The sequence below is a fragment of the Spirosoma foliorum genome (assembly GCF_014117325.1).
Taxonomy (GTDB): domain Bacteria; phylum Bacteroidota; class Bacteroidia; order Cytophagales; family Spirosomataceae; genus Spirosoma; species Spirosoma foliorum.
In genome coordinates, this window is sequence record NZ_CP059732.1 from 2,972,401 (window position 1) to 2,999,232 (window position 26,832).

Below are 26,832 nucleotides of genomic sequence, written 5' to 3' on the forward strand. Positions count from 1 at the left end.
ATTAATTTCTATACTAGAGGTCAATACTACCCAAAACGGCCGAAACAACCATGAAGATCAGCTTGAAAAAAAATGCATACGGCAAGAATGCAGTGAATCTGTCAAAAATCATTCGGCACCCTAATTACCACGAATTCAGACAGATATCGGTTGCTATTTCGCTGGAAGGAGACTTCGAAACCGCACATACGTTGGGCGACAATTCCAAAATATTACCGACCGATACGCAGAAAAACACAGTATATGCATTGGCAAAAGAGCATTTTGTCGATTCAATCGAGAACTTCGGATTGTATTTAGCCAATTATTTTATCATCACTAATCCGCAAGTTTCGCAGGCAACCGTTCACATTATCGAACACCCCTGGACGCGCATGGCCTTCGATGGCGAACCACATCATCATGCTTATGTAGGTGGTGGCTCCGAAAAACACACCACTACGATTGTACAAACGACCGATGGCGTCAGTATAACTTCAGGCATCAAAGACCTGTTGATTTTAAAAACAACTGACTCGGGTTTTGAAGGCTACATCAAAGACCAATACACCACTCTGAAAGAAACGGCGGATCGCATCTTCGCCACCCAATGTGAAGCGAACTGGGTGTACACATCTACAGAACTTGACTTCACGGCTCTTTTTAGCGCTTTACGCGAAACGCTGCTGAAAACTTTTGCCCACCACAAAAGTCTATCAGTTCAACAAACGCTGCTGGCAATGGGCTCGGCGATACTGGAAGGAACGCAGGAAGTAAGCGAGATTAGCCTGATTATGCCCAACAAACACCACATTCCATTCAATCTGGATCAGTTTGGTATGGACAATAAGAATGAGATTTTCATCGCCACTGACGAGCCTTATGGCTATATAACAGGGACGGTGACGAGGGAGTAATATGATGTATGATGTATGATGTATGATTTACAATTCAGTTGATCTGATCCCAACTACCTCAACACCATGCTTTGTCAGTGGCTCCACTTTGCGAGGGTTGTTGGTTAACATTCGGATTGACTTCACCCCTAACTCATTTAATATATCGGCAGCTATTGTGTAGTCTCGGGCATCTCGTTTAAAGCCAACCGCTTCGTAGGCATCCGCTGGCGCCAAGCCAAGTCGCTTGTATTCAACGCTTTTCAACAAAGCGAAATGACCATTCCCTTTCCCTTCCTGATCCAGCCAGATCACAATGCCTTTGCCTTCCTGCTGAATGAGTTGCTGCGAAATCTCCATCTGCTCCCGACAATCGCATTCAATGCTGTTAAAAGCATGGCCAAATAAACAGGACGAGTGAACCCTGCATAATACGTTCTCGGCCCCGGCTACATCGCCCATCAGCAAGGCAATCGCTTCTTTCTGGCCATTATAAAAAAGAACTTCACGGTATTCTCCGAATTTAGTTTTCAGGTTTCCCTCTGCAAGTTTAACAATCATGATGAGTATAAAGAATCACTAGAATCAAAAGCGTATTATTCAGCGTCGGCCTCTGCCAATAACCGATCGGCCAGTTCGGTCAGGCCAATGGTGGCGGGTTCGGCGATGAAGGTTACGTTCGGGCGTTTCTGCATGGTTGGGATGTTAGGGTCAACCACGTAAATTGGAACGCCCGACTGAACAGCATAAACCAACCCTGCTGCCGGGTACACATTCAGCGAAGTACCTACAACGATAAAAATATCGGCCTCCTGAGTGATATCTACCGCAACATCCATCATGGGTACTGCTTCGCCAAACCAAACAATGTGTGGACGAAGTTGGGAGCCTTTTTTACAAAGATCCCCCTGTTTAATTTCCCAACCTTCTATATCATAAATCAATGACTCATCGATGGTTGAGCGTGACTTAAACAGTTCACCGTGCAAATGAACTACCTTCGATGACCCCGCTTTTTCGTGGAGATTATCGACATTCTGTGTAATGACCGTTACGTCATACTTTTCCTCTAATTTCACCAAAGCCAGATGCCCAGCATTAGGTTTCACGCTGAGCGCCTGTTTCCGACGCTGATTATAAAAATCCTGAACCAAAGCCGGATTACGATGCCAGGCTTCGGGCGTGGCCACATCCTCAATACGGTGGTTTTCCCAAAGGCCATCCGAAGCCCGAAAAGTCGGAATTCCACTTTCGGCACTAATGCCTGCACCGGATAAAACAACGATTTTTTTCATAAAAGGAGGAACGGGAGTAGGGGGAAGAGAGGGAGGAAAGGGAGAAAGGAAAAGACGACTGCATAGCCTCTTACCCTTTTCTCCCTCTCTTCCCCCTACTCCCGTTCCTCCCCTAATTTAAAGTTACTCTACAACAATTTCATCGGTGGCAAACCAGGTTTTCTCACCTGCGTTAGGGTGGCCAGCGGGGCAAACACCTGCGTTTTTCGCCCGGATACGTACATAACGCGCCCGAGCCGTTTTAAAGTCGGCAACAACAGGCAGAATATCCCAGGGCCCATTTAGATCATAGGTAACGGGCTGAGAAATAGCTTCTTTAAAGTCTTTCCCATCTTTCGAAATCGCAATATCGACCGAGGCAGGCGGAAAGCTCCTATTCATAATGATCTTCAGGAAATTCAATGAGACTTTCGTAACGCTCGTTACATCGCCTAAATCCACCAACACATCCATATCGCCGGAGAAGCTAGTCCACTGACGACGGTCCCGTGGGGTTTCTCCCCGTACGCCATCCGTTAGTTTAGTGGTCTTGGGATCACTGTTCGAATCGGGTGCGATGGCGTAGGTGTAAGGCTTGTTTTTACCCTTATGAAGCGTGAACGTTTGGGTAAGCCTTCCTCCAGTCTGGGTCATGGCCCGAATGGTCGTCGTCTTCGTGAGCGTTATTGGCCCAATGTATTCCGTACTTTTCTCGTTCGGCTCTTTCCCGTTGAGTGTATAGAAAATACGACTGTCGGAATCCAGTTTACTTAGCCGAACCTGAATCTGGCCTTGATCGTTGGCCTGAGTTGTAGCCGAAATATCGAACAACCGCTTCGCGTAATTAACGGACATAACGTCGAGTTTGGGCAAGTGATTTTTCAGACGTTGGGCAAAATCCTCGAAATTATGCGGCCCCGTTTGCATCCAGCCAATTTCGGCCAGTGCAATAGCTCTTGGGAAAGCCATATACTCAACCGATTCTGGCGTAGGCAGGTACTCCGTCCAGATGTTGCCCTGAACTCCAACAATGTACTTTTGCTCATCAGCCGACAATTCAGTAGGCAGCGGTTCGTAAGCATATACCTGATCCAGTGGCAGATAGCCACCAATAGCCAGCGGTTCGGTAGCCGGGTTGCTCTGATAATAATCGAGGTAACAGGTGCCGTTGGGCGACATCACCACATTATGTTTTTGTTTAGCCGCAGCAATTCCGCCTTCCGTACCGCGCCAGCTCATGACGGTAGCGTTTGGAGCCAGTCCACCTTCCAGAATTTCGTCCCAACCGATGATCGAACGGCCTTTACTGTTCAGGAATTTCTCGATGCGCCGGATAAAATAGCTTTGCAGTTCGTGTTCATCTTTCAGGTTGTTTTTCTTCATCAGATCCTGACAGAAAGCACTGTTTTTCCAGGCCGTTTTGGGACATTCGTCGCCCCCAATGTGAATGTATTTACCAGGGAATAAGGCAATTACTTCCGTCAAAACATCCTGTAAAAAGGTAAACGTCTTCTCGGATGGGCAATACACTTGGTCTGAAACACCCCATTTAGTGGCCACCTGATAGCCTTTAGCCGGATCGCAACCCAACTCAGGATAAGATGCCAATGCCGCCTGGGCGTGACCGGGCATTTCAATTTCGGGGATGATGGTCACAAACCGACTCTGCGCATACCGGACAACATCTTTGATTTCTTCCTGTGTATAAAAACCACCAGAGGGTTTTCCGTCAAATTGCTGCGGGTAATTCTGACTGTATTGACCAACGATCGATTCGGCTCGTTTACTGCCGACTTGCGTTAGTTTCGGGTATTTTTTGATTTCAATTCGCCAGCCCTGATCTTCAGTCAGGTGCCAATGAAACGTATTCTGCTTGTGCATCGCCATGATGTCGATAAATTTCTTAACGAAGGGCACCGGCATAAAATAGCGTCCTGCATCGAGCATCAGCCCCCGATATCCATAACGAGGTTTGTCGGTGATGGCACAGGCGGGCATGGCAGGCGTGGTAGTCTGGCCAGCAGGCAGCAACTGCCGCATGGTTTGTGCTGCATAAAATAAGCCTTTGGCGGTCGAAGCCTCGGCTAATACTTTCGTCGGCGTTACGGTCAATTTGTAGCCTTCATCGCCAAGAACCAGCTTTTTATTTAACGTAAAAAAGATGTGAGCGCCTTTTGCCAGCGCAGGGCTTGTCGGGGCAACCGTCAACGCCAACCCATTCGCCGTTTTAACCTGACTGGCAAAAAGCTGGGCTAACGCCTTTACGCTGGCATCGGTAGCAGGCGCAATGACAACACGGGTACTGGAGGTTACTGAAAATTGACCATTCTGCCCAGAGAAACGAGCTGGGAACGGAATCAGGTTATATTGATTATCGGGAGTTTGGGCAAATAATGAAGAGGAAAGTAGCAAACAAATAAGCAGATGTTTCATGCGGCCAGTTTGGTAGCGGTTGGTTCAGGTGGCAAAATAGTCAGGAAATTTCAAAGGGTATTAAAACAAAAGACCTTCCGGTATCAGAAGGTCTTTTGTTTTAAGCGATTGCTAGTTACTTTTTTGCGGCTGCCTTCTTCGCCGGCGCTTTGGCCGCGGGCTTCTTGGCAGGTGTTGCAGCTGCCTTTGTTGCTTTAGCCGGGGCTGCTTTTTTCGCAGGAGCGGGTTCATCGCCCGCGAGTTTCAGACAGTCTTCGAGCGTTAACGAAGCCGGGTCAACGTCTTTGGGAATTTTGACGTTTCGCTTGCCAACGGCCAGATACGGCCCGTATTGCCCATTTACAACTTTCACCGCCGGATTCTCCGGAAACTCTTTGATGTATTTATTGGCTTCGGCTTGCCGCTTGGCCAGAATCAACTCGATAGCTCGATCCAGCGTCATGCCAGCCAGTGATTCATTCCGGGGTATCGAAATGTACTTGTCTTCGTATTTCACATACGGCCCAAAACGTCCTTTCCCAGTTGTAACAGGCTTGCCCTCGTATTCACCAATGGCTTCACTAACTGCTTCGGCACGTTTCTGTTGAATAAGCTGAATAGTCCGGTCTGCATCAATCGAATATGGATCGTCTTCTTTCGTCAGCGACACATATTTATCATCGTGCTTCACGTAGGGGCCAAACTTACCAATACCGATGACCATCGGTTTATCCTCAAAGAAGCCAACCTCACGGGGAAGTGTAAATAAATCCAGTGCTTCCTGTAAGGTGATGGTTTCAATTAGTTGACCATCACGTAGGTTAGCGTATTGTGGTTTCTCGTCGTCAGTCGATTCACCGATCTGGGCATAAGCACCGTATTTACCCAATCGGGCCGATACTTTCTTGCCCGTTCGAGGATCGAGTCCTAACTCTTTAGCACCCGTTTTAAACGAAACGATCGACGAACCCTGAATATCTTCGATGTTTTTATGGAAATCGCCGTAGAACCCTTCGAGCATCGCCTTCCAGTTCATTTTGCCATCAGCAATTTCGTCAAACTCTTTCTCTACGGTTGCCGTGAACTGATAATCTACGATGTCCGGGAAATATTCAACCAGAAAATCATTGACGACGATACCCGTATTGGTTGGAAATAGCTTAGCTTTTTCGGAGCCGAAGGTTTCCTTACCGCTGGTTTCGCTGATGTTGTTTTGCTGGAGAGTGTACTCGATGTATTTCCGCTCCTGCCCCGGCTTATCCTGCTTAACGACGTAACCTCGGTTAATGATGGTCGAAATGGTCGGTGCATAGGTCGATGGACGACCTATGCCCATTTCTTCCAGTTTTTTCACCAGCGAGGCTTCCGCATAGCGAGGCTGCGGACGCGTAAATTTCTCGGTGGCTTTCATCTGACCAAGATTCAGACTTTGCCCAATCGTCAGAGGTGGTAACATGCCTTTGGCATCTTCATCATCCTCGTCATCCTTCGATTCGAGGTAAACCCGCAGGAAGCCATCGAACTTAATGACTTCACCCTGCGCAACCAGTTCATTCGGAAACTGCTGCGTTTGGGTTGCTGGAGGAGTATCGACAAATGGGCTATCATCGACATGCGCCTGAACGGTAGTCGTTGCTCCATTAGCGAATCGAATGCTGATTGTTACGGTCGTGCGCTCCAATTGAGCATCAGCCATTTGCGAAGCAATAGCCCGTTTCCAGATCAATTCATACAGCCGTTTCTGATCGCGATCAGCACCAGCGTTTCGGTCGTTGAAATTCGTTGGGCGAATGGCTTCGTGCGCTTCCTGTGCCGACTCGTTCTTGGTCTTGAACTGGCGGGTCTGGATATATTTCTGACCAAATTCAGACCCAATCTCAGCAACCGCTTTATCGATAGCTTCGGTCGAAAGGTTGGTGGAGTCGGTACGCATGTACGAAATCTTACCTGCTTCGTACAGATTCTGGGCAATCCGCATCGTCCGATCCACCGAATAACTCAGCTTCCGAGAGGCTTCCTGTTGCAGCGTTGAGGTCGTAAAGGGCGGTGCAGGGGATTTTTTAGCGGGCTTAACTTCCAGATTCTTAATCGTAAAAGTCGCCCCAATACACGCTTCCAGAAACGCCCGAGCCTGACCCGAAGTCGCAAAATTCTTTGGTAGTTCAGCGTTCAGGACCTTCGTTCCATCAACGATAAACTGAGCCGTAACTTTAAAGGAAGATTTGGCGGAGTGCTTATCAATTTCCCGCTCGCGCTCTACCACGAGCCGCAACGCTACCGATTGCACACGACCAGCCGATAAGCCCGTGCTACCACCTTTAATTTTGCGCCATAACACCGGCGACAGTTCGTAACCGACTAAGCGGTCGAGTACGCGCCGGGCCTGTTGGGCATTAACTAAGTCTACGTCAATGGTGCGGGGCGATTTAATCGCATTCTGAATCGCATTTTTGGTAATTTCCCGAAAGACGATTCGTTTGGTATTATCCCGAAGGCCAAGGGCTTCCTTAAGGTGCCACGAAATAGCTTCTCCCTCGCGGTCATCATCCGTTGCCAGCCAGACCTCATCAGCCGACTTTGCAAGCGCCTTTAATTCACTGACAAGCTTCTTTTTATCGGGTGAAATTTCGTACGAGGGCTGGAATCCATTGGTAACGTCCACGGCCAAACCATCTTTGGGCAGATCGCGTACATGACCAAAGCTAGACTTCACTGTAAAGTCATTACCGAGGTAGCCTTCGATGGTTTTCGCCTTCGCTGGCGACTCTACTATGACTAAGTTTTTCGACATAATCGGTGTTCAGGTTGAAACTGTCCCCACTGCCTTCTGCACATTTGCCTACATGGCTCGTGCCAAATATAGACGCAAAAGCACTGACTTATGCAAATACATAAGTTATAGACAGCAAACGAAAGTCTGGAGATCAGTGATATTTATATAACAACATGTACTGGCGCATCGTTCGAAATTACTGGACAAAATCCTTATAAATGAGCCAATAAGGCCAATTTTGAGGGTTATTAAAAAAACAGTACGTTCGTGTGAAAATCCGCTTTGATCTGCATCTTATGGGTATGAATTATTTTTTGACGCTCCTAGTGCTCCTGACAGTTACGGGCTGCCAGTCGAAGCCAGAATCAGGACAAGTTGAGACCGAGATCAACCTGACTCCCCGTAGTATGGCTGCGCTCAAGCTGCCTCCTCAAACACAGGCTCAAGACGAATACAGTAAACAGGAAGAAACAGAGCCAGAACAGCCCACACCGTCGCCAACCATACAGCCAGAGCTATCGACTAGTGTCAGCCGGAAAATAATCCGAAATGCACAGGTACGTATTCGAGTAAATGATTTTAAGAAATCGGGGCAGGTTATTGAAAAAGTTGTTCAACAGGCCGGTGGCCAGATTGCCAGCTCGAACGAAACAAAAACCGGCAACGAAATCGAAAATGCTCTCATTATTCGGGTTCCTGCCGCCCGCTTCGACACCTTACTGACGTTGCTTTTAAAAGAGTCGATTTTTACCGATACGAAAACCATTACTTCGGAAGATGTAACGCGCCGGTATGTTGATGTTGAAGCCCGGATTCGAAGCAAGAAAGCGGTTGAAGAGACTTATTTGAAATTGTTAAAACAAGCTCGAAATGTGGGCGATGTGCTCAAGGTAGAGGAACAGCTTGGTCAGATTCGGGAAGAGCGTGAAGTACAGGAAGCGGAACTGCGGCAGCTTAAAGATGAAGTTGCTCTAAGCACTATCAACCTGTCGTATTATCAGCAAACCGAAGCTGCCCTGAATCCCGAAGAGCCTTTTTATACGCAAATCTGGCACAACTTTACCGACGGCTTCCGGCTAGTGGGCGATGTGTTGGTTGGCTTTTTTTACTTCCTGCCTATTGGGATCATTGCAACCGGTGTCATCTGGCTATTCCTACGCTGGCGCAGTCAACGGCGAAGTGCGGTGAAATAGAACGCAGATAGCGCGGATGATTATGATTTTCGCTGATCAAAAATTAAATCTGTGAAAATCATAATCATCCGCGCTATCTGCGTTCCATCAACCTATTTCAGTAAATTTAAATCAGGTTGGGCGTATTTGTAGACTTTAAAATAGAGCGTTGTTTTGGTTTGATAAACGCCCTCAATGGTTGATATTTCATTCACGAATTCCACTAAGTGATTGTTGCTCTGGCACATTACATCGACTTCAAGATCGTAATCGCCTGATGTGCTGGCTAAAAAGCTAACTTCGGGCTTTCGAGCAATTTCCTGCGCTACAGACTCCTTCAACGTAGCCGGACGAATGTAAATGGCAATATGGGCGTAAGCCCGAAAGCCGACCTTATCGGGGTCGACCCGCCCCACAATGCTAATTATTCCCTCTTCCAATAAACGATTCAACCGGGTTCGCGCAGTGCCGACGGATACATTCAAGTGCTCGGCAATTTCGGTAAACGACATTCGGCCATCTTTCTGAAGACACGATAGGATGGCAAAGTCTAGATCATCCAACGTTGTGTGATTCTTCTCCATTCCTGTGATTTTGTTGGGTTAAAAATAATACAAATAGTTGACTCGTATCTATATAATTTTTAGTTTGCACTTCCTATTTCTGCAAAATATGCAGAATCACAACAAAACCATGAAGTATTCTCCTATTCAGAACTATATAAACGGGCAGTTTGTCGAACCATCGACGGATCGAACGTTAGCCGTAATCTCCCCCATAGATGGCACCTTACTGTCGACGGTGCCACTATCGACTACTGCTGATTTAGATACGGCCGTACAGGCCGCCAAAGCTGCTTTTCCTGCCTGGAGTCGAACAACAATTAAAGAGAGGGTTCAGGTATTTTTCCGATACAAAGCCCTGTTAGAGAAGAATTTAAAGGAGTTGGCTTTATTAGTTCAGGAGGAGAATGGTAAAACCTACGACGAAGCTGTCGCTGAAATTGAAAAAGGGGCCGAATTAAGTGAGTTCGCCTGCTCATTACCCCAAATTGTGACCGGTGAAATTCTGGAAGTGAGTCGTGGAGTTGAGTGCCGGACCGAGCATGTACCTTTAGGCGTAGTAGCCAGCATTGTACCCTTCAACTTTCCGAGCATGGTTCCTAACTGGACCATCCCCAACGCGATTGCGCTCGGCAACTGCATGATTATCAAGCCATCGGAAAAAGTCCCCTTAAGTGTCGGTCGCTTGGCAGAATTATTACAGGAAGCCGGTTTGCCCGCAGGTGTCTTTAACATCGTTCAGGGCGACCGGGAGGTTGTTGAAGCGATCTGCGATCATCCAGACATCGAAGCTGTTTCGTTTGTTGGTTCGACCAAGATCGCGAAAGCGGTCTACAAACGGGCAACCAGTAATTATAAACGCTGTCTGGCGATGGGTGGAGCCAAAAATCACCTTATTGTATTGCCAGACGCTATTCCGGGTATGACGGCACAGAACATTACGGCATCGATGGCAGGCTGCGCTGGTCAGCGATGCATGGCGGCTTCGGCGATGGTTGCCGTTGGTCCAGTCGATCATATCATCGAAAAACTTTGCGAAGAAGCTCAAAAGATGATTCCTGGCAAGAATTTAGGCGCTGTTATCAATCGAGAATCCAAAGAGCGTATTGAACGCTACATTACCGAAGCTGAAAGTCAGGGAGCCAAAGTGCTTGTTGATGGCCGAAAACCAACAGTCGAAGGGAAAGAGCAGGGTACCTACGTTGGGGCAACGGTCATTGACTATGTAACGCCCGATATGGCCATCGCGAAGGAAGAGATTTTTGGGCCAGTCATCAGCATCATGCGCACCAACACCGTCGATGAAGCTCTGGCTATTGAAAACGCAAATCCATACGGCAATGCAGCCTCAGTCTTTACCCAAAATGGCGGCATGGCGCGCTACGTAATCGACAAAGCCAGCGCGGGCATGGTCGGCGTGAATGTAGGCGTACCCGTTCCCCGCGAACCCTTTTCGTTTGGTGGCTGGAACGAAAGCCGCTTTGGCGTGGGTGATATAACGGGCAAAAGCTCCATTGAATTCTGGACTAAATTGAAGAAAAGTACCACAAAGTGGAACCCCGAAGCGGGGATAAATTGGATGAGTTAGAAAACAGTTTACGGTATTCAGTTTACGGTTTACGATGGGCTGACGCATGAGTAACTGACTCACCAGCCTACCATAAACCGTAAACTGAATACCATAAACATCAAACCATAAACTGACATGCTTGACACAGCAACGCTTTCCGAAACGCAGGAAGTCCTTCAGGACAGCTTCGATTACACCGTGTTTGCCTGGAGCAAACAGAAAAATATTTCGCCCATTGCGGTGAAATACGCTAAGGGCGTTTACCTGTATGACTACGATGACAAACGCTATATCGACTTCTCATCGGGTCTGATGAACGTTAACATCGGACATGGTAATCAGCGCATTACCGAAGCTGTTGTACGGCAAATGCAGGAAGTGAGCTATGTGACACCCTATTGCGTCACTAAGGTTCGGGGCGAGTTGGGCAAGAAACTGGCCGAAATCTGCCCCGGTGATCTCAATAAAGCGTTCTTTACCTTATGTGGAGCAACCTCGAACGAGGCCGCTATCAAACTAGCTCGTTTGTATACGGGACGGCACAAGATTCTGAGTCGCTATCAGTCCTATCATGGGGCTACATACGGCACGTTATCCGTTGGTGGCGACCCGCGTAAACTTCCTGACGATTCGCAGCAGGCCCCCAACTTCGTGCACCTCGATATTCCGTACAAGTATCGCTGGAACCACGATGAAGCCAGCATGCTCACGGATTCGGTGGCTCAGTTGGAGCGGATGATTGCCTACGAAGGGCCGGGAAATATTGCCGCGATTATGCTGGAAGGTGAATCTGGAACATCAGGTTGCCTGAAATATCCGGTAGGTTATTTAGCCGCTGTCCGCGAAATCTGCGATAAACATGGCATTCTGCTGATCATCGACGAAGTTATGAGCGGTTTCGGGCGGACCGGCAAATGGTTTGGCTTTGAGAATCACGGCATTGTGCCCGATATGGTCACGATGGCGAAAGGCATTACCAGTGGCTATATTCCGTTCGGATGCCTGATGGTAACCGATAAAATTGCCTCGCGTTATGACGACACCGTTTTGGCAACGGGTATGACCTATGCGGCCCACCCCGTTGGTTGCGCAGCCGCCCTGGAAACGCTGAAAGTGTACGAAGATGAAAATCTGATCGAGAATACGGTCGAAATGGGCAAGTACATGGATGAGCAAGCGGCTCTGATGATGGAAAAACACCCGTGCATTGGCGATTTTAGAAATACAGGTCTGTTGGGTTGTTTTGAGATCGTCAAGAATCGAACTACGAAAGAACCAATGGCTCCGTTCAACGCCAAACCCGACGAAATGGCTGTAATGGGCAAGGTAGCTGCCAAGATTAAGGAGTTAGGCATGTACACCTTTGTGCGCTGGAGTTATGTGTTTGTGGCCCCTCCCCTATGTGTTACAAAAGAGCAAATAGATGAAGGATTGGCCATTATTAGCGAAGCGCTTAAAATTGCGGACGAGTATGTAGCATAAAAAAGTGGATTGGGCACGATTTTCGCGGCTTTTTTGGGTAGATACGATAGTCTATCGACATGGTGATCGAACACCACAAATCAACCTCTGCTCAACAACCATATGCGCACATCTAGACGCAAGTTTATTCGGGTACTGTCTTTAGGAACGGCCACGGTTCTGCATCCGGCCATCTCGCTTGCCCCCATCGGGAAAGCGTATGCCAGGGCAGACTCGGCCAAACGAATTATTCTCGACAGCGATACGGCTACAGACGATGCCCTGGCTATTCTGATGGCCGTAACGTCGCCAAAATTGAAAGTTGAAGCCATTACCATTACTTGCGGCAACGTTGGGTTCGAACAGCAAACGAAAAATGCGCTGTACACGCTTCAGGTTGCAGGTAAAAAAGGGCAAATCCCTGTTTATCAGGGCTCTGCTCGGCCGCTGGCTCGGGAAGTTTTTGGCAATGCCACCTATGTACATGGGAGCGATGGCATGAGCGATTCGTTTTTCCCCGATCCGGAGCAAAAGCCTGAAAAAGAGCACGCTGTCGATGCGATTATCCGACTGGTCGAGAAATACCCGAATGAGATAACGATTGTTGCTATTGGGCCGCTTACCAATATTGCGTTAGCACTTCTGCGGAAGCCATCCATTGCGAAACAGATTAAGGAGCTGTATTTCATGGGTGGATTCTACAAGTTTTATGGCAATGTTAATCCATCAGCAACGTATAATGCCTGGGTTGATCCAGAAGCAGCTCGACTAGTTTTTCAGTCGGGTATTCCAATCCGGACAGTTGGCTTTGATGTGAGTGTCAAGAGTTCGGTATTTACCGATGAAGATTATGCCAACGTGGAAAAGTTGGGGACTAAACATGCCGACTTTTTCATGAAGATCAATCGAATTCGTCGGAAGTATTGCAAAGAGCATCAGAAAATGAACGGCTCCAATCATCCAGATGCCATTACCGTGGCAGCTGTTATCGACCCGAGCATCATTTCACAAAGCGTAACCCGCTATGTTGATGTCGAAACGCGGGGCGAATTAACCGTCGGTGCCTTGGCCATTGATGAACTGGGAGTCTGGAAAAAAGCGCCGAATACAACGATTAGTGTTGAGGCAGATGAAGCCAAGTTCAAGAAAATGGTTTTTGATACCTTGAAATTGAGTTGATATGTTTGTAGTTTGTGGTACAAGGTTTACGGTATTCGGTTTACAGTGGGCTGACCGCATGTAAGAAAAAGCTGACGCGCCAGCCTACCGTAAACCGAATACTGTAAACCTTATACCTCATCCCAAAAATCGAATATCACCAATGCAACTAGCCCCAGAAGCAACTGTAGATGAGTCCTCGGCTCTCTACAGCGAAGATTTAGCCCCCATCCCAGCGTCGAAGCGAACGTGGAATACCTGGAATTATGCAGCCTTATGGATCAGCATGAGCCTGTGCATTCCCACGTATATGATGGCTAGTTCGCTGATTCAGGGCGGAATGAATTGGTGGCAGGCTATTTTTACCATTTTTCTGGGGAACACCATCGTGCTGATTCCTATGGTGTTAAACGGGCACGCCGGAGCCAAATACGGTATTCCATTTCCGGTTTTAGTTCGGTCCAGTTTCGGCACTAGCGGGGCCAATATTCCAGCCTTATTACGCGCCATTGTGGCCTGTGGCTGGTTTGGGATTCAGACCTGGATTGGTGGTTTTTCGATCTATCAGATGCTTCGGTTGTGGATTCCGTCGCTAGAGACATTACCACAGGTATTCCCGGCTTCGTTTGGACTGCAAACAGGACCAGCCATTTGCTTTTTTCTGTTCTGGCTGTTGAATATGTACGTCGTGTATCTAGGCGTTGAGAGTATCAAGAAACTACTGGTTTTCAAGGCGTTCTTTTTACCGATAGCCGCTTTGGCGTTGCTCTGGTGGGCGATTTCAGCCGGAAACGGCCTCGGCCCTATTCTGGAACAACCCGCTAAATTTGCTGATTCGGGTGCTTTCTTTGCGTTCTTCTTTCCAGCCTTAACCGGTATGGTTGGTTTCTGGGCGACCTTATCACTCAACATTCCCGATTTTACGCGCTACGCGACCAGTCAACAGGCGCAGGTACGCGGGCAAGTTATTGGCCTCCCTCCTGCCATGACGCTCTTCTCGTTTATTGGCGTTGTCGTTACCTCGGCTACCACGATTATCTACGGCACCACCATTTGGGACCCGCTCGTACTAGCCGGACGATTCGATAGCAAAATCCTGGTTAGTGTTGCCATGATTGCAGTGGCGATTTCAACGCTGGCCACTAATATTGCTGCTAACATTGTCAGCCCAGCCAATGATTTCGCCAATCTGGCTCCCTCGAAAATCGATTTCCGGAAAGGTGGCTATATCACAGGGATCATCGGCATCCTGATTTTCCCCTGGAAGCTAATCGCCGACCCAACGGGTTTCATTTTCACCTGGTTGGTTGGCTATTCCAGTCTACTAGGCCCAGTCGGTGGCATTATGATAGCCGACTATTTCTTCCTTCGTAAACAGAAGCTGGTCCTGGCCGATCTGTACAGTGAAACGGGTATTTATCGTTATAAAAGCGGGTTTAACAACGCAGCGATAATCGCCTTACTCGCCGGTATTCTCCCCAACATTCCCGGCTTTCTGACAACTATTCAGGTAATTCCAACAGAAAGCGTTCCTGGCTGGATTTCGCAATTGTACAACTATGCCTGGTTTGTTGGCTTTTTTGTCAGTGGGGGCGTTTATTTGGGGTTGATGAAGAGTCAGCATTCAGTTTCAAGCATTCAGCAACCTATAGCTAAAGTAAATTAATCGGAATTAAAGCCCGGATTGGGTCTACTAATTAAACGTGATTTATTTTTCCAATCTCACCGGGTTAAAACCCGGCGCAAAAACATAGAATGGATGAACTGCACCGGGTTTTAACCCGGTGAGATTGAACAGTTTGGCACTCCGTTGAAGAGTTCGTTAAAAAATCGATGGACCCCCATAAATGACGAGTTAATTATGTCTATACTAATTAAAAACGGTCGAATCATAACAGCGGCCGACGATTACGTTGCTGATATTTTCATAGAAGGTGAAACCATAAGCGCTATCGGAAAGAACCTGCCTGTTCAGGCCGATACGGTTATCGACGCTACGGGGAAACTGGTATTTCCGGGTGGTATCGACCCACACGTGCACTTAGCCATGCCGTTTATGGGTACGTTTTCGAGCGATACGCACGAAACGGGCACCCGCGCGGCCTTGTTTGGTGGGACAACGACCGTCATTGATTTCGTCCTCCAAAAACAGGGGCATTCGTTGAAAGAAGCGCTGGACGACTGGAACTCCCGCGCCCAAGGAACCACCGTTGGCGACTACAGTTTCCACATGGCCGTGACGGATTTCAACGAAAATACGAAAGCGGAAATCCAGGAGATGGTTGAGAACGAAGGCATTACCTCGTTCAAAACCTTTATGGCTTACAAAGGCGCGTTAATGATAAACGACAGCCAGATGGTCGGCTTGATGCAGGAAGTGAAGAAACAGGGTGGTATGGTAACAGTTCATGCAACCAACGGTGATATGATCGATTACCTGATCGCTAAGCACCGGACGGAAGGTAACTTGTCTCCGCTTTACCATTATCTTTCTCAGCCTGAGGTCACTGAGGCTGAAGCTAGTGGTCGTTTCTCCGACATGGCCGACTATACGGGTTGTCCCGGCTATATCGTTCACATGACTTGCGAAGGTGCCTTGAATGCCGTACGCAATGCAACCCGACGCAATCAGAAGGTATTCGTTGAAACCTGTATTCAATACCTGGTTCTTGATGCCTCTCTGTACGAACAAAATTTTGAGGGAGCGAAGTGGGTCATGAGTCCGCCATTGCGGGAGAAAAAAGACCAGCAATCCCTATGGGCGGGCATTAATCAGGGATTAGTGCAGGTGGTCGCAACGGATCACTGTCCGTTCATGTGGGAGCAAAAGCTGATGGGGAAAGATGATTTCTCGAAAATTCCTAACGGACACCCGGCCATCGAAAACCGGATGGAATTGCTGTATAGTGAAGGGGTTCACAAAGGCAACATCACGCTGAACAAATACGTCGAAGTCGCCTGTACGAATCCGGCTAAAATTTTCGGCATGTTTCCCCGCAAAGGAACGATTGCCATAGGTAGCGATGCCGACATCGTCATTTTCGATCCTACCGAAACACACACGATTTCAGCCCAAACTCACCACATGAACGTCGATTATTCAGGCTACGAAGGTTGGGAGTTAACCGGTAAAGTTAAAACGGTTCTATTACGTGGTCAGGTAGCCATCAATGATAATAAATGCTTGGTCGACAAGGGCTACGGCCAGTTTATTAAGCGAAATAAGGTAAGCGGGAAGATATAAAATTGGTTTATAGTTTACGGTTTATGGTTTACAGGTGGTTGGCGCATGAACGGCCGACCCGTCAGCCAACCGTAAACCATAAACCGTAAACCAAAAACTAAATTATGCCACGAATTATCAAATCTGGATTGATACAAATGAGTCTGCCGATGACCGAAGGGGAAGGCACGATGGAAGAAATTAAAGAAGCCATGATCCAAAAGCACATTCCGCTCATCGAAGAAGCGGGGGAGAAAGGTGTGCAGATTCTGTGCTTACAGGAAATTTTCAGTACCCCCTATTTCTGTCCAGGTCAGAATAGTGCCTGGTATGCGTCGGCAGAATCCGTTCCGGGCCCAACCACCGACCGGATGGCGGAATACGCAAAAAAATACAAAATGGTGATGATTGTGCCTGTCTACGAAAAAGAGCAGGCAGGTGTTCTCTACAACACCGCAGCAGTCATGAATGCCGACGGAACGTATCTAGGCAAATACCGCAAGAATCATATTCCGCACACATCCGGTTTCTGGGAGAAATTTTTCTTTAAGCCCGGTAATCTGGGGTATCCAGTCTTCCAAACGATGTATGCCAAAGTCGGAGTCTACATCTGTTACGATCGACACTTCCCCGATGGTGCGCGTTGCCTTGGCCTGAATGGCGCCGAAATCGTCTATAATCCATCGGCTACCGTAGCCGGTCTATCGCAATATCTCTGGAAACTGGAACAACCCGCCCATGCAGCAGCCAATGGCTATTTTATGGGATGCATCAACCGGGTTGGTGAAGAAAAACCCTGGAACCTGGGTCGGTTCTACGGCTCCTCTTATTTTGTTGATCCGCGCGGTCAGATTTTCGCCACGGCTTCAGAAGACAAAGATGAGCTGTTGATTTCCGAGTTCGATCTCGATATGATCGACGAAGTCCGCAGTGTCTGGCAGTTCTTCCGCGACCGCCGTCCCGAGACGTATGGTAAATTGGTAGAGTTATAACTGAATGAATAATGGACAATGAATAATGGATAATGTCAGTTCGGGAATTCGTCCCCATTCTTTGGTCCTCACAGTTCATTGTACATTATTCATTGTCCATTATTCATTAACATGCCTATCCTCAACAATCGCTTAACGGCTGAACAGTACGAGCAAAACTTCAGCGACATCCACCCGCCGTTCGAGTCACGGGAAGCGGCTTTGGTGGAAGCGAATCGCTGTTTGTTCTGCTATGATGCACCGTGTACAAAGCGCTGCCCGACGAGCATCAACATACCCAAGTTTATCAAGCAGATTACTACCGATAATGTTAAAGGCTCGGCCTATACTATTTTCGATGCCAACATTATGGGTGGGGGGTGCTCGAAAGTATGCCCAGTCGAGAAATTATGCGAAGGCTCCTGCGTCTATAATCTGTTAGAGGAACCGCCCATTCCAATTGCCAAACTCCAGCGTTATTCTACCGAGAAAGCAATTGCGCATAAGTGGCCCCTGTTCCAGCGAAAACCAGAAACGGGTCGAAAAGTGGCAATTGTAGGGGCTGGTCCAGCGGGTTTGAGCTGTGCGCATGTTCTGAGTCGGGAAGGTGTCGATGTAACGATCTATGAAAAGGAAGCCAAAGGCGGTGGGCTGATGACCTACGGCATTGCGGCCTATAAAGTGACCCCCGAATTCTGTGAAGATGAAGTCAATTTTATCACTTCCTTAGGCGGCATCGACATCAAATATGGGCAGGAATTGGGGAAAGATGTTTCTCTAGCTGATTTACAGGCTAATTACGATGCAGTTTACTTAGGTATTGGCGTGGGTGTAGCCCGGCAACTGGACATTCCTGGCGAAGACCTTGCTGGTGTTGAAGACGCCATTCGATTCATTTACGACATCCGCGAAAAAGGCTATCCATCCATTCCCGTTGGCGACAAAGTAGCCGTAATCGGCCTTGGTATGACTGCCATTGATGCTGCCACGCAAGCCAAACGACTCGGTGCCAAAGAAGTAACCATCGTTTACCGGCGTACTCAGGCCGAGATGCCAAGCACCGAAGTTGAGCTGAATCTGGCTAAATTAGACGGATGCAACATCATCTGGCTGGCGTCGCCCAAAGAAATCCTTGGCGAGAACGGTCAGGTTACGCAACTGATTTGCAACGTCATGGAATTGGGCGTACCCGATGCCAGTGGCCGGCGTTCGCCAGTAGAAACGGGAGAGACGATTACGTTGAACGTCGATATGGTGATCAAAGCTGCCGGGCAGGTTCCATACGAGGCACTGGTCAGCAGTAATCAGCTCAATCACTGGAGCGGCAAAATAGCCATCGATAGTAACTGTGCTACAAACATCCCCGCAGTCTTTGCCGGTGGCGACTGCGTAAACGGCGGCAAAGAAGTCGTTGATGCCGTACAAGCGGGAAAAGATGGTGCGAGGGCGATATTGAATTTTATAAAGAGTGAATGAGCGAAAGAATGAAAGAGCGGGTTGGCACTCTAATGTGCTATTTGACCCGTCTTTTCACTCATTCACTCATTCACTCATTCACTCTTTAAATACATGGCAGATTTACGCGCAAACTTCCTCGGCATCAAATCGCCAAATCCGTTCTGGCTGGCGAGTGCCCCCCCGACGGATAAACAATATAACGTGCTCCGGGCCTTCGAAGCCGGTTGGGGCGGTGTCGTCTGGAAAACCTTGGGGAGTCAGGTAAAAAATGTATCCTCCCGCTATTCGTCCATTGATTATGGTGGCACGAAAATGATGGGGTTCAACAACATCGAACTCATTTCGGATCGTCCGCTCGACATCAACCTGCGCGAGATTGCCGAGTGCGTACGTCTCTTTCCTGATCGGGCGATGATCGTCTCACTCATGGCCGATAATACCCGTGAGAAGTGGCATGAATTAATCGCTCAGGTTGAGGATACAGGTGCCCATGGCCTCGAACTAAATTTTGGCTGTCCCCACGGCATGACCGAGCGCGGTATGGGTGCAGCCGTTGGGCAAGACCCGGAAATTGCCAAAATGGTAGTCGAATGGGTCATGGAAAAGGCAACGCTTCCGGTTATTACCAAGCTCACGCCTAATGTTCACTCGGTGGTACCGACGGGTCGGGCTGCGGTTGAAGGGGGTACGAATGCGCTGTCGTTGATTAATACGATTCAGTCGGTAACGGGAGTCGATCTGGATACGTTTGTTCCCAATCCATATGTCGCGGGCAAGTCGGTTTATGGCGGTTACTGCGGCCCGGCCGTTAAGCCAATCGCCCTAAAAATGCTGACAACTATTGCGCAGGACCCGGTTACGGCCCCACTGCCGATTTCTGGCATTGGCGGAGTGAGCACCTGGAAAGATGCCGTTGAGTTCATGCTGCTAGGAGCCTCGAATGTGCAGGTTTGTACCGCCGTTATGAAGCACGGCTTCCGCATTGTGGAAGACATGTGCGATGGCATGAACAACTGGATGGACGAAAAAGGCTTTAAAACCCTCGACGATTTCATCGGCAAATCGGTACCTACGATCACCCATTGGGAAGACCTCGACATCAATTACCATATTGTTGCCAACATCAATCAGGACAAGTGTATTCACTGCGGCTTGTGCTACATCGCCTGCGAAGACACTTCGCACCAATCGATTAATCTGACATTTGGCAACCCTTACAACACGTATTCGATTAAAGAAGATGAGTGTGTTGGGTGCAATTTGTGTAAATTAGTCTGCCCGGTCGATAGTTGCATCACGATGGTGGAGCAGCGCAAGGGTGACGAATACCTGAACTGGAAAGAGTTTCAACGGCGCGGACTGCCCTTGAATGATCACTAATTAATGTATAATGAATAATGTGAAATGAATAATGAGGCCCAGACTTCTCAGTTATTCATTATCAATTTTACATTACTCATTATCCATTTTACATTTCAACTAACCTATGAGCGAACCCGTTAGCGCACAACCCACTCGTCTCGTTTACGGCCTGGAAGACAAAGTCCCTTTGGTTCCGGCGCTCCTGGTGAGTTTACAACAGGTTGGCGCTATGGTCGTAGGCACCATCACGCCAGCGCTGATTTTGTCGGGCATTCTGCATTTCAAACCAGAAGAGACTGCTTATCTGGTAAGTATGGCATTGGTGGCATCGGCCCTAGGTACGTTTCTACAAACCATGCGGTTTGGTATCATTGGTTCTGGACTACTCAGTATTACCGGCACAAGTTTTGCCTTTCTGGCCCCACTTATTCAGGCAGGCACCATTGGTGGACTATCACTCATGGTCGGTATGTCGCTGGCGGCAACACCCGTTCAACTCGTGTTGGCCCCATTTTTACCTAAACTGAAACGCTTATTTACACCACTAGTTTCGGGTATTGTAGTGTTACTGATTGGACTTTCGTTAATTCCAACCGGTATGCGAAGTATCGCCCGATTACCGACAGAAGGTGCTCCTGCGTGGAGCGGTGGTCTGGTTGCGCTGATTGTTATTCTGGTGATGATCATTGCTCAATCGATTGGCAAAGCGTGGGCACGAATGGCAGCTGTGCTTGTCGGCGTGGTTACTGGCTATACCATTTGTGGCGTAATGGGCTGGCTTCAACTTCCCGCTCCCAGCAATGGCACCTGGCTCACAGTTCCTCAGTTATTTCCGTATGGCCTGGCCTTTAAGTGGGAATTGCTGTTTCCATTCGCGTTTATCTACCTCGTTTGCGTGCTGGAAGCAATGGGCGATATCACAGCAACGTCTCAATTATCAGGTTTGCCCACAGACGGTCCCGAACACTGGGCACGTATTCGTGGGGGCATTTTGGCCGATGGGATAACCTGTATTGGCTCCACCTTGATTGGCGGTTTTCCAAGTGCTACCTACGCCCAAAATAACGGGGTCATTCAAATGACAGGCGTTGCAGCCCGCCGGATTGGGTGGCTCATGGCGATCATTCTGCTTTGCCTGGGGCTATTTCCGCCCGTTGGACGCTGGATTACGGTCATGCCACCCTGTGTTCTGGGCGCGTTAGCCATCATGCTCTTTGGTCTAGTCGCCGTATCAGGCTTACGCCTGATAGTACCGGGTGGCTTATCCCAACGGGACGCGTTAATTGCAGCGATTTCATTAGGGGTTGGCATCGGGGTTCCTTCGCAGGAAGACTGGTTGAAAACGCTTCCTAACGTTGTGCAAACGTTTCTGGAATCGGGGGTCTCGGCAGGTGGATTAGCAGCTTTATTGCTCAATCTCTTCTTACCAACTGGCGACAAAGAAAAGAAGCTGGAAGAGAAACCAGCCGAAAGTAATCTAACAATCAGATCTTCATAGAACACTGATTATCATGATTTCTCAGATATTTTTTGTCATTTCGACGTCAGAAGAAATCTCAAGCTTGCCTAATGAGAATTTTCAAGATTTCTCCTGACGTCGAAATAACAAAAAAGCTAGTATTTTCTGTAAAAAGGGAAGTATAAACAAGCTCATTATTAAGTCATACTGATCATAAAAATCAGCCGGTCCGCCGGTGCGGTTCAACTCTATTGATAACCTTCATCCTCAATAATAAAGAAGTCAGTACATCGATGCCCCCAGGCACACCGGTGCTCGACTTTGTGCGCTATAATCAATACTTAACTGGCACTAAAATTGGCTGTCGGGAAGGCGATTGTGGAGCTTGCACGGTACTCGTTGGTGATCTATCAACCAATGAGTTACGTTATCGAACTGCAACCTCTTGCCTGATGCCGCTCGGCAACGCTCACGGCAAACACATCGTAACCATCGAAGGGCTCAACATGGCCGATCTGAACCCAATTCAGCAGGCAATGGCCGACGAATCGGCGACGCAATGTGGGTTTTGTACGCCAGGGTTTGTGGTATCAATGGCGGGCTTTTGTCTGAGTAAGAAATCACCGACCCCGCAAAACGCCATCGCTGCTGTCGACGGGAATATCTGTCGATGCACAGGTTACAAATCCATCGAACGGGCGGCTACTCGGGTGGCGTATTTATTGGAAAACCGACACGATCAAAACCCGGTACAATTTGCTGCCAGTCACGCTATTCTACCCGCCTATTTTGCCACTATTCAGGCTCGCTTACAGTCATTGTCCTCAACTCCAAATGGCGAATTGGCGAATGAAGTCCCAACGGCTCAACGCGTGGGCGGTGGAACAGATCTGTACGTACAGAAACACGATGAAATCAAGGATGCCTCGATTCGCTTTCTAGCCGACAATACGGACTTAAAAGGAATCAGACAGCAAGGCGATCAATGCGTGATCGGTTCGGCGACAACGGTCACGGATCTCATCGAATCTCCTTTAATTCAGCAGTATTTCCCTGATTTCAAGCAGTATACAACGCTGGTATCTTCAACGCCTATCCGAAATATGGCGACCATTGGGGGCAACTTCATCAACGCATCACCCATTGGCGATTTCACCATTTTTTTTCTGGCTCTGGATGCCGAATTAACCTTTCGTGAAGGCGATTCCGTAAGAGAAATCCCGCTTCGCAACTTGTATCTGGGGTATAAAACCCTCGACAAACATCCCGAAGAGCAGCTGGAACAGATACGCTTTTCGCTACCGAACAAACAAGCCCGATTCAATTTCGAGAAAGTCAGCAAACGAACACACCTCGACATTGCCAGCGTTAATTCAGCTATTGCGATTACAGTCGAAAACGATGTGATTACCCACGTTCGACTATCGGCAGGTGGCATCGCTCCTATTCCAAAGCAACTAATCAACACAGCGGAATTTCTAACCAGAAAGCACCTGACTGAAGCGTTGATTCTGGACGCTATAGCCGTTGCACAAACCGAAAGCGCGCCTATCAGTGATGCCCGAGGTACCGAAGCCTACAAACGTTTGTTGCTTGGACAATTAATCAAAGCACATTTTATCAAACTGTTTCCTGAATTGAAGGTAGAACAGTTGCTAACACTCAAAGTATAGAACGCGATCAATCTGTGGCGTCAGTTTCTCAAAACTGACGAGAGAGGTTTCTCAAAACCTACTCTAACACGAGGTTTTAAGAAACCTCGCAATGTCAGATTTAAGAATCTGACATCACTTGAATCATTTGAAAATCGGCATAAACGCAATGAAAAACATAGATTCCAGGACACACGTACGGGGCGAGTCGGTTTATCTGGACGATATTCCGGTTATTCAGGGTACGTTGTTCGGAGCCGCTTTTGGTTCGCCAGTAGCACATGGACTCATCAAGAACCTCAATCTGGCAGCGGCCGAAGCCATGCCGGGAGTGGTTCGTATTTTAACCTATAAAGACGTAACTGGTGAGAATCAGATTGGCGGCATTATTCCCGACGAACCGTTACTGGCCGAGCACCATGTCGATTATTGCGGCATGCCCGTTGCTTTTGTGATTGCTGAAACTGATGATGAAGCTCGAGCCGCGGTTAAACGCATTACGATCGATATTGAGCCATTGCTCGTCATCACCGACCCGCGAGAAGCGCAGGCCGTTGGCCAGTTAATTGTTCCTCCGCGAACATTCCGTTTGGGCGACTCAGCCACTGCCTGGACAGCGTGCGACTATATCGTGGAAGGAACCGCTGATACGAATGGCCAGGAGCATCTTTACATTGAAACGCAGGGCGCTTATGCTATTCCCCAGGAGAATAACGGGATCAAACTCTATTCGTCAACGCAGGGACCAACGGCGGTTCAACGTGCCGTTTCGAAATCATCGGGGCTTCCGATGCACCAGATTGATGTCGACGTAACCCGGCTAGGTGGTGGATTTGGCGGGAAAGAAGATCAGGCCAATATGTGGGCCGCCTTGTGCGCCTTAGCCGCTCATATTTTGAATAAGCCCATCAAATACTCGCTGCATCGAATGGAGGATATGGCCATGACGGGCAAACGTCACCCCTACTCGTCCGACTTTAAACTGGGGCTCGATAAAGACCTGAAGATGGTTGCTTACGAAGTAACCTTTTATCAGAACGCCGGTGCGGCCGCCGACTTATCTCCGGCGGTCATGGAGCGGACATTGTTCCATTGCACGAACACTTATTTCATTCCGAACGTAACCGCAACAGCATATAGTTGCCGAACGCATTTACCGCCCAACACGGCATTTCGGGGATTCGGTGGGCCGCAGGGTATGTTCGTAATTGAAGCCGCTATTGCCAAAGCCGCCGAAGAATTAGGCGTCCATGCATCGGTCATTCAGGAGAAAAATCTGCAACAAACGGGCGACGAATTCCCCTTTGGCCAGAAGGCCCAGAGCGAAGCGCACGCTTGCTGGCACAAAACAGATGAGCTATATGCAGTGAGCGAAATTCGGCAAAAAATAGCCTCATTTAACAGTGTTAACCAACTGTATAAGAAGGGCATGGCATTAATGCCCATTTGCTTCGGAATCTCGTTCACAAACACCCGAATGAATCAGGCTCGCGCCCTGGTGCATGTCTATACCGATGGTAGCGTAGGCGTCAGTACGGGTGCGGTAGAGATGGGCCAGGGCGTAAATACCAAAATGCTCCAGGTAGCGGCACACATATTTTCCATCGATAGTAAGCGGGTCAAAATTCAATCGACTAGCACCTATCGTATTGCCAATACATCCCCTTCTGCCGCCAGCGCCACTGCCGATTTAAACGGGAAAGCGGTCGAGATTGCCTGTATCGAAATTATGCGTCGATTGAAAGCTGTTGCAGCTGAAGAATTAAACGTCGACGTAACCAGCGTCAGCCTGAAAGACGAATGGGTTTATGTAAATGGTCAGCAAACAGACTGGGATTGGAACCGACTTTTGATTGCGGCCTATGCGCAACGGGTGAGCTTATCCGAGCATGCCCATTATGCCACGCCAGACATTCATTATGATAAATCGTTGGAGAAAGGACATCCATTTGCCTACCATGTTTACGGCACGGCCATCGTGGAAGTAACGGTCGACTGTCTGCGGGGAACCTACGAAATCGATGCCGTTAAGGTGGTGCATGATTTTGGGTCTAGCATGAATCCGCTCATTGATCGGGGTCAAATTGAAGGCGGCATTGTACAGGGCATTGGTTGGATGACGATGGAAGAAGTTGTGTTCGATAAAGCCGGTCGACTACGTTCGAACGCCTTATCGACGTACAAAGTCCCGGATATTTATTCCGTTCCGAAAGAAATTACGATTGAACCTCTCCAGACAGAGACCGAAAACTTAGCCCTATTTCGGTCGAAAGCCGTTGGGGAACCCCCGTTAATGTACGGCATTGGCGCTTATTTTGCCTTACGGAATGCGGTGCTGGCATTCAACCCATCGGCCACGATTCCGTTTGATGCCCCCATGACTCCGGAAAAAGTCCTGCTGGCTTTGTATCATGTGAACCCTGCCCAGACTTCATCTTATGCCCAAACCCAAACAGCTAACGACCTGGCAGTTAATCCATAAAAGTGGGCAACAGAACCTGCCGGTCATGCTGCTGTATGTACTCGAAAGTCACGGAAGCAGCCCCGGACGTCAGGGTTTCCTGATGGCCGTTAATACACTGGGTGAGATGGAGGGTTCTATCGGTGGGGGTATCATGGAGCATAAGTTTGTGGAAATGGCGAAGGAGAAACTGAACTATTCAACTTCTGAGCTTTCCATTCGGACGCAATACCACGACAAAACCGCAGCTCATAACCAAAGTGGCATGATCTGCTCTGGTGACCAAACGATTCTGTTGTATCGTGTCCAGGCGGTTGATGTGACTGCCATTAACGCCATTATAACTTGTCTTGAACAGAACCGAAACGGACTGATTGAGTTATCGCCTTCGGGTATTCATTTCTTCGCTGATCAGGTGCCCGAAACCAATTACCGATTCACAATGGAATCGGAGGAGAACTGGTCGTATCAGGAACGATTAGGCTACAAAAACCAGCTTTCTATCATTGGTGGCGGACATTGTGCGCTGGCTTTATCGCGCATAATGGGAACGATGGACTTCTATATACGCCTGTTTGATGACCGCCCAGATTTGTATACTGCTGGATTAAATGACGCAGCACACGAAAAAATCGAGGTCAGTAGTTATAATGACCTAACCAATCTGATACAGCCTGGCGAACACCATTATGTCGTTATCATGACCTTTGGCTACCGTACCGATGATCTGGCGATACGAGCGTTACTGGATAAACAGCTTACGTATATCGGAGTACTGGGCAGCAAGACCAAAATCGAAAAACTGTTTAACGACTATCGGACAGAAGGCATTGACGATGAAACGTTGAGTCGGATTCATGCCCCTATCGGTTTACCCATACATAGTCAAACACCCGAAGAAATCGCCATTAGCATTGCCGGTGAGATTATTCGCGTGAAGAACAGCAAACACTAGTTTTGCCCCTAGGTTTTTCAACCTACCCAATCA

General features: G+C 48.3%; 19 protein-coding genes. 14 read left to right on the forward strand and 5 right to left on the reverse strand.

Annotation, left to right across the window (positions count from 1 at the left end; all coding sequences use genetic code 11):
• Positions 1-50: 50 nt before the first annotated feature.
• Positions 51-896 (forward strand): factor-independent urate hydroxylase, encoded by an 846-nt coding sequence (pucL, locus tag H3H32_RS12465; RefSeq protein ID WP_182463018.1) that lies wholly within the window; start codon positions 51-53, stop codon positions 894-896.
• A 27-nt stretch (positions 897-923) separates the two neighbouring features.
• Here pucL and ribA read toward each other — a convergent pair whose 3' ends face one another.
• The 4 genes from ribA to topA form a co-directional block, all read right to left on the reverse strand.
• Positions 924-1,436 carry a GTP cyclohydrolase II gene (gene ribA, locus H3H32_RS12470; protein ID WP_182463019.1) on the reverse strand — a complete coding sequence of 171 codons (513 nt, stop codon included), beginning with the start codon at positions 1,434-1,436 and terminating at the stop codon, positions 924-926.
• Positions 1,437-1,471: 35 nt separating this feature from the next.
• Positions 1,472-2,170, reverse strand: coding sequence for an SIR2 family NAD-dependent protein deacylase (locus tag H3H32_RS12475; protein WP_182463020.1), 699 nt, complete (start codon positions 2,168-2,170; stop codon positions 1,472-1,474).
• A gap of 123 nt (positions 2,171-2,293) precedes the next feature.
• On the reverse strand, positions 2,294-4,582 hold the full coding sequence (locus H3H32_RS12480) for a glycoside hydrolase family 20 protein (protein ID WP_182463021.1): 2,289 nt from the start codon (positions 4,580-4,582) through the stop codon (positions 2,294-2,296).
• Positions 4,583-4,697: 115 nt separating this feature from the next.
• Positions 4,698-7,352 (reverse strand): type I DNA topoisomerase, encoded by a 2,655-nt coding sequence (topA, locus tag H3H32_RS12485; protein ID WP_182463022.1) that lies wholly within the window; start codon positions 7,350-7,352, stop codon positions 4,698-4,700.
• Positions 7,353-7,603: 251 nt separating this feature from the next.
• Here topA and H3H32_RS12490 point away from each other — a divergent pair, with 251 nt between their 5' ends.
• Positions 7,604-8,527 (forward strand): DUF4349 domain-containing protein, encoded by a 924-nt coding sequence (locus H3H32_RS12490; protein WP_182463023.1) that lies wholly within the window; start codon positions 7,604-7,606, stop codon positions 8,525-8,527.
• A gap of 92 nt (positions 8,528-8,619) precedes the next feature.
• On the opposite strand, the gene H3H32_RS12495 is transcribed toward H3H32_RS12490, so the two are convergent.
• Positions 8,620-9,090 carry an Lrp/AsnC family transcriptional regulator gene (locus H3H32_RS12495; RefSeq protein ID WP_182463024.1) on the reverse strand — a complete coding sequence of 157 codons (471 nt, stop codon included), beginning with the start codon at positions 9,088-9,090 and terminating at the stop codon, positions 8,620-8,622.
• Between the two features lie 109 nt (positions 9,091-9,199).
• Between H3H32_RS12495 and H3H32_RS12500 the strand changes: the two genes are divergently transcribed.
• From H3H32_RS12500 to H3H32_RS12555, 12 genes are all read left to right on the forward strand, one after another.
• On the forward strand, positions 9,200-10,657 hold the full coding sequence (locus H3H32_RS12500; RefSeq protein WP_182463025.1) for a CoA-acylating methylmalonate-semialdehyde dehydrogenase: 1,458 nt from the start codon (positions 9,200-9,202) through the stop codon (positions 10,655-10,657).
• Between the two features lie 117 nt (positions 10,658-10,774).
• The gene (locus H3H32_RS12505; RefSeq protein WP_182463026.1) at positions 10,775-12,121 is read left to right on the forward strand and encodes an aminotransferase class III-fold pyridoxal phosphate-dependent enzyme; all 1,347 of its coding nucleotides are present in this window, start codon (positions 10,775-10,777) and stop codon (positions 12,119-12,121) included.
• A gap of 102 nt (positions 12,122-12,223) precedes the next feature.
• Positions 12,224-13,279 (forward strand): nucleoside hydrolase, encoded by a 1,056-nt coding sequence (locus H3H32_RS12510; RefSeq protein WP_182463027.1) that lies wholly within the window; start codon positions 12,224-12,226, stop codon positions 13,277-13,279.
• 142 nt (positions 13,280-13,421) lie between these two features.
• A complete protein-coding gene (locus tag H3H32_RS12515) occupies positions 13,422-14,924 on the forward strand; it encodes an NCS1 family nucleobase:cation symporter-1 (protein WP_182463028.1) in 1,503 nt (500 codons plus the stop codon).
• Positions 14,925-15,119: 195 nt separating this feature from the next.
• On the forward strand, positions 15,120-16,502 hold the full coding sequence (hydA, locus tag H3H32_RS12520) for a dihydropyrimidinase (protein WP_182463029.1): 1,383 nt from the start codon (positions 15,120-15,122) through the stop codon (positions 16,500-16,502).
• A 104-nt stretch (positions 16,503-16,606) separates the two neighbouring features.
• Positions 16,607-17,473, forward strand: coding sequence for a nitrilase-related carbon-nitrogen hydrolase (locus H3H32_RS12525; protein ID WP_182463030.1), 867 nt, complete (start codon positions 16,607-16,609; stop codon positions 17,471-17,473).
• A 111-nt stretch (positions 17,474-17,584) separates the two neighbouring features.
• The gene (locus H3H32_RS12530; RefSeq protein WP_182463031.1) at positions 17,585-18,928 is read left to right on the forward strand and encodes an NAD(P)-dependent oxidoreductase; all 1,344 of its coding nucleotides are present in this window, start codon (positions 17,585-17,587) and stop codon (positions 18,926-18,928) included.
• A gap of 93 nt (positions 18,929-19,021) precedes the next feature.
• Complete coding sequence (gene preA / locus H3H32_RS12535; RefSeq protein ID WP_182463032.1) at positions 19,022-20,290, forward strand: NAD-dependent dihydropyrimidine dehydrogenase subunit PreA; 1,269 nt, start codon at positions 19,022-19,024, stop codon at positions 20,288-20,290.
• A gap of 106 nt (positions 20,291-20,396) precedes the next feature.
• The gene (locus H3H32_RS12540; RefSeq protein WP_182463033.1) at positions 20,397-21,770 is read left to right on the forward strand and encodes a uracil-xanthine permease family protein; all 1,374 of its coding nucleotides are present in this window, start codon (positions 20,397-20,399) and stop codon (positions 21,768-21,770) included.
• Between the two features lie 212 nt (positions 21,771-21,982).
• Entirely contained in the window at positions 21,983-23,404 is a 1,422-nt protein-coding gene (locus H3H32_RS12545) for an FAD binding domain-containing protein (RefSeq protein ID WP_182463034.1), read from the forward strand.
• Between the two features lie 148 nt (positions 23,405-23,552).
• Positions 23,553-25,865 (forward strand): xanthine dehydrogenase molybdopterin binding subunit, encoded by a 2,313-nt coding sequence (locus H3H32_RS12550; RefSeq protein WP_182463035.1) that lies wholly within the window; start codon positions 23,553-23,555, stop codon positions 25,863-25,865.
• Entirely contained in the window at positions 25,822-26,799 is a 978-nt protein-coding gene (locus H3H32_RS12555; RefSeq protein ID WP_240543756.1) for an XdhC family protein, read from the forward strand. Before H3H32_RS12550 ends, H3H32_RS12555 begins: the two co-directional genes overlap by 44 nt.
• Positions 26,800-26,832: the final 33 nt, after the last annotated feature.

What these genes read in the sequence shown, in the direction of transcription:
- pucL (WP_182463018.1), top strand. Translation starts at nt 51, where the DNA reads ATGAAGATCAGCTTGAAAAAAAATGCATACGGCAAGAATGCAGTGAAT.
- ribA (WP_182463019.1), bottom strand. Translation starts at nt 1,436, where the DNA reads ATGATTGTTAAACTTGCAGAGGGAAACCTGAAAACTAAATTCGGAGAA.
- H3H32_RS12475 (WP_182463020.1), bottom strand. Translation starts at nt 2,170, where the DNA reads ATGAAAAAAATCGTTGTTTTATCCGGTGCAGGCATTAGTGCCGAAAGT.
- H3H32_RS12480 (WP_182463021.1), bottom strand. Translation starts at nt 4,582, where the DNA reads ATGAAACATCTGCTTATTTGTTTGCTACTTTCCTCTTCATTATTTGCC.
- topA (WP_182463022.1), bottom strand. Translation starts at nt 7,352, where the DNA reads ATGTCGAAAAACTTAGTCATAGTAGAGTCGCCAGCGAAGGCGAAAACC.
- H3H32_RS12495 (WP_182463024.1), bottom strand. Translation starts at nt 9,090, where the DNA reads ATGGAGAAGAATCACACAACGTTGGATGATCTAGACTTTGCCATCCTA.
- H3H32_RS12500 (WP_182463025.1), top strand. Translation starts at nt 9,200, where the DNA reads ATGAAGTATTCTCCTATTCAGAACTATATAAACGGGCAGTTTGTCGAA.
- H3H32_RS12505 (WP_182463026.1), top strand. Translation starts at nt 10,775, where the DNA reads ATGCTTGACACAGCAACGCTTTCCGAAACGCAGGAAGTCCTTCAGGAC.
- H3H32_RS12510 (WP_182463027.1), top strand. Translation starts at nt 12,224, where the DNA reads ATGCGCACATCTAGACGCAAGTTTATTCGGGTACTGTCTTTAGGAACG.
- H3H32_RS12515 (WP_182463028.1), top strand. Translation starts at nt 13,422, where the DNA reads ATGCAACTAGCCCCAGAAGCAACTGTAGATGAGTCCTCGGCTCTCTAC.
- hydA (WP_182463029.1), top strand. Translation starts at nt 15,120, where the DNA reads ATGTCTATACTAATTAAAAACGGTCGAATCATAACAGCGGCCGACGAT.
- H3H32_RS12525 (WP_182463030.1), top strand. Translation starts at nt 16,607, where the DNA reads ATGCCACGAATTATCAAATCTGGATTGATACAAATGAGTCTGCCGATG.
- H3H32_RS12530 (WP_182463031.1), top strand. Translation starts at nt 17,585, where the DNA reads ATGCCTATCCTCAACAATCGCTTAACGGCTGAACAGTACGAGCAAAAC.
- preA (WP_182463032.1), top strand. Translation starts at nt 19,022, where the DNA reads ATGGCAGATTTACGCGCAAACTTCCTCGGCATCAAATCGCCAAATCCG.
- H3H32_RS12540 (WP_182463033.1), top strand. Translation starts at nt 20,397, where the DNA reads ATGAGCGAACCCGTTAGCGCACAACCCACTCGTCTCGTTTACGGCCTG.
- H3H32_RS12550 (WP_182463035.1), top strand. Translation starts at nt 23,553, where the DNA reads ATGAAAAACATAGATTCCAGGACACACGTACGGGGCGAGTCGGTTTAT.
- H3H32_RS12555 (WP_240543756.1), top strand. Translation starts at nt 25,822, where the DNA reads ATGCCCAAACCCAAACAGCTAACGACCTGGCAGTTAATCCATAAAAGT.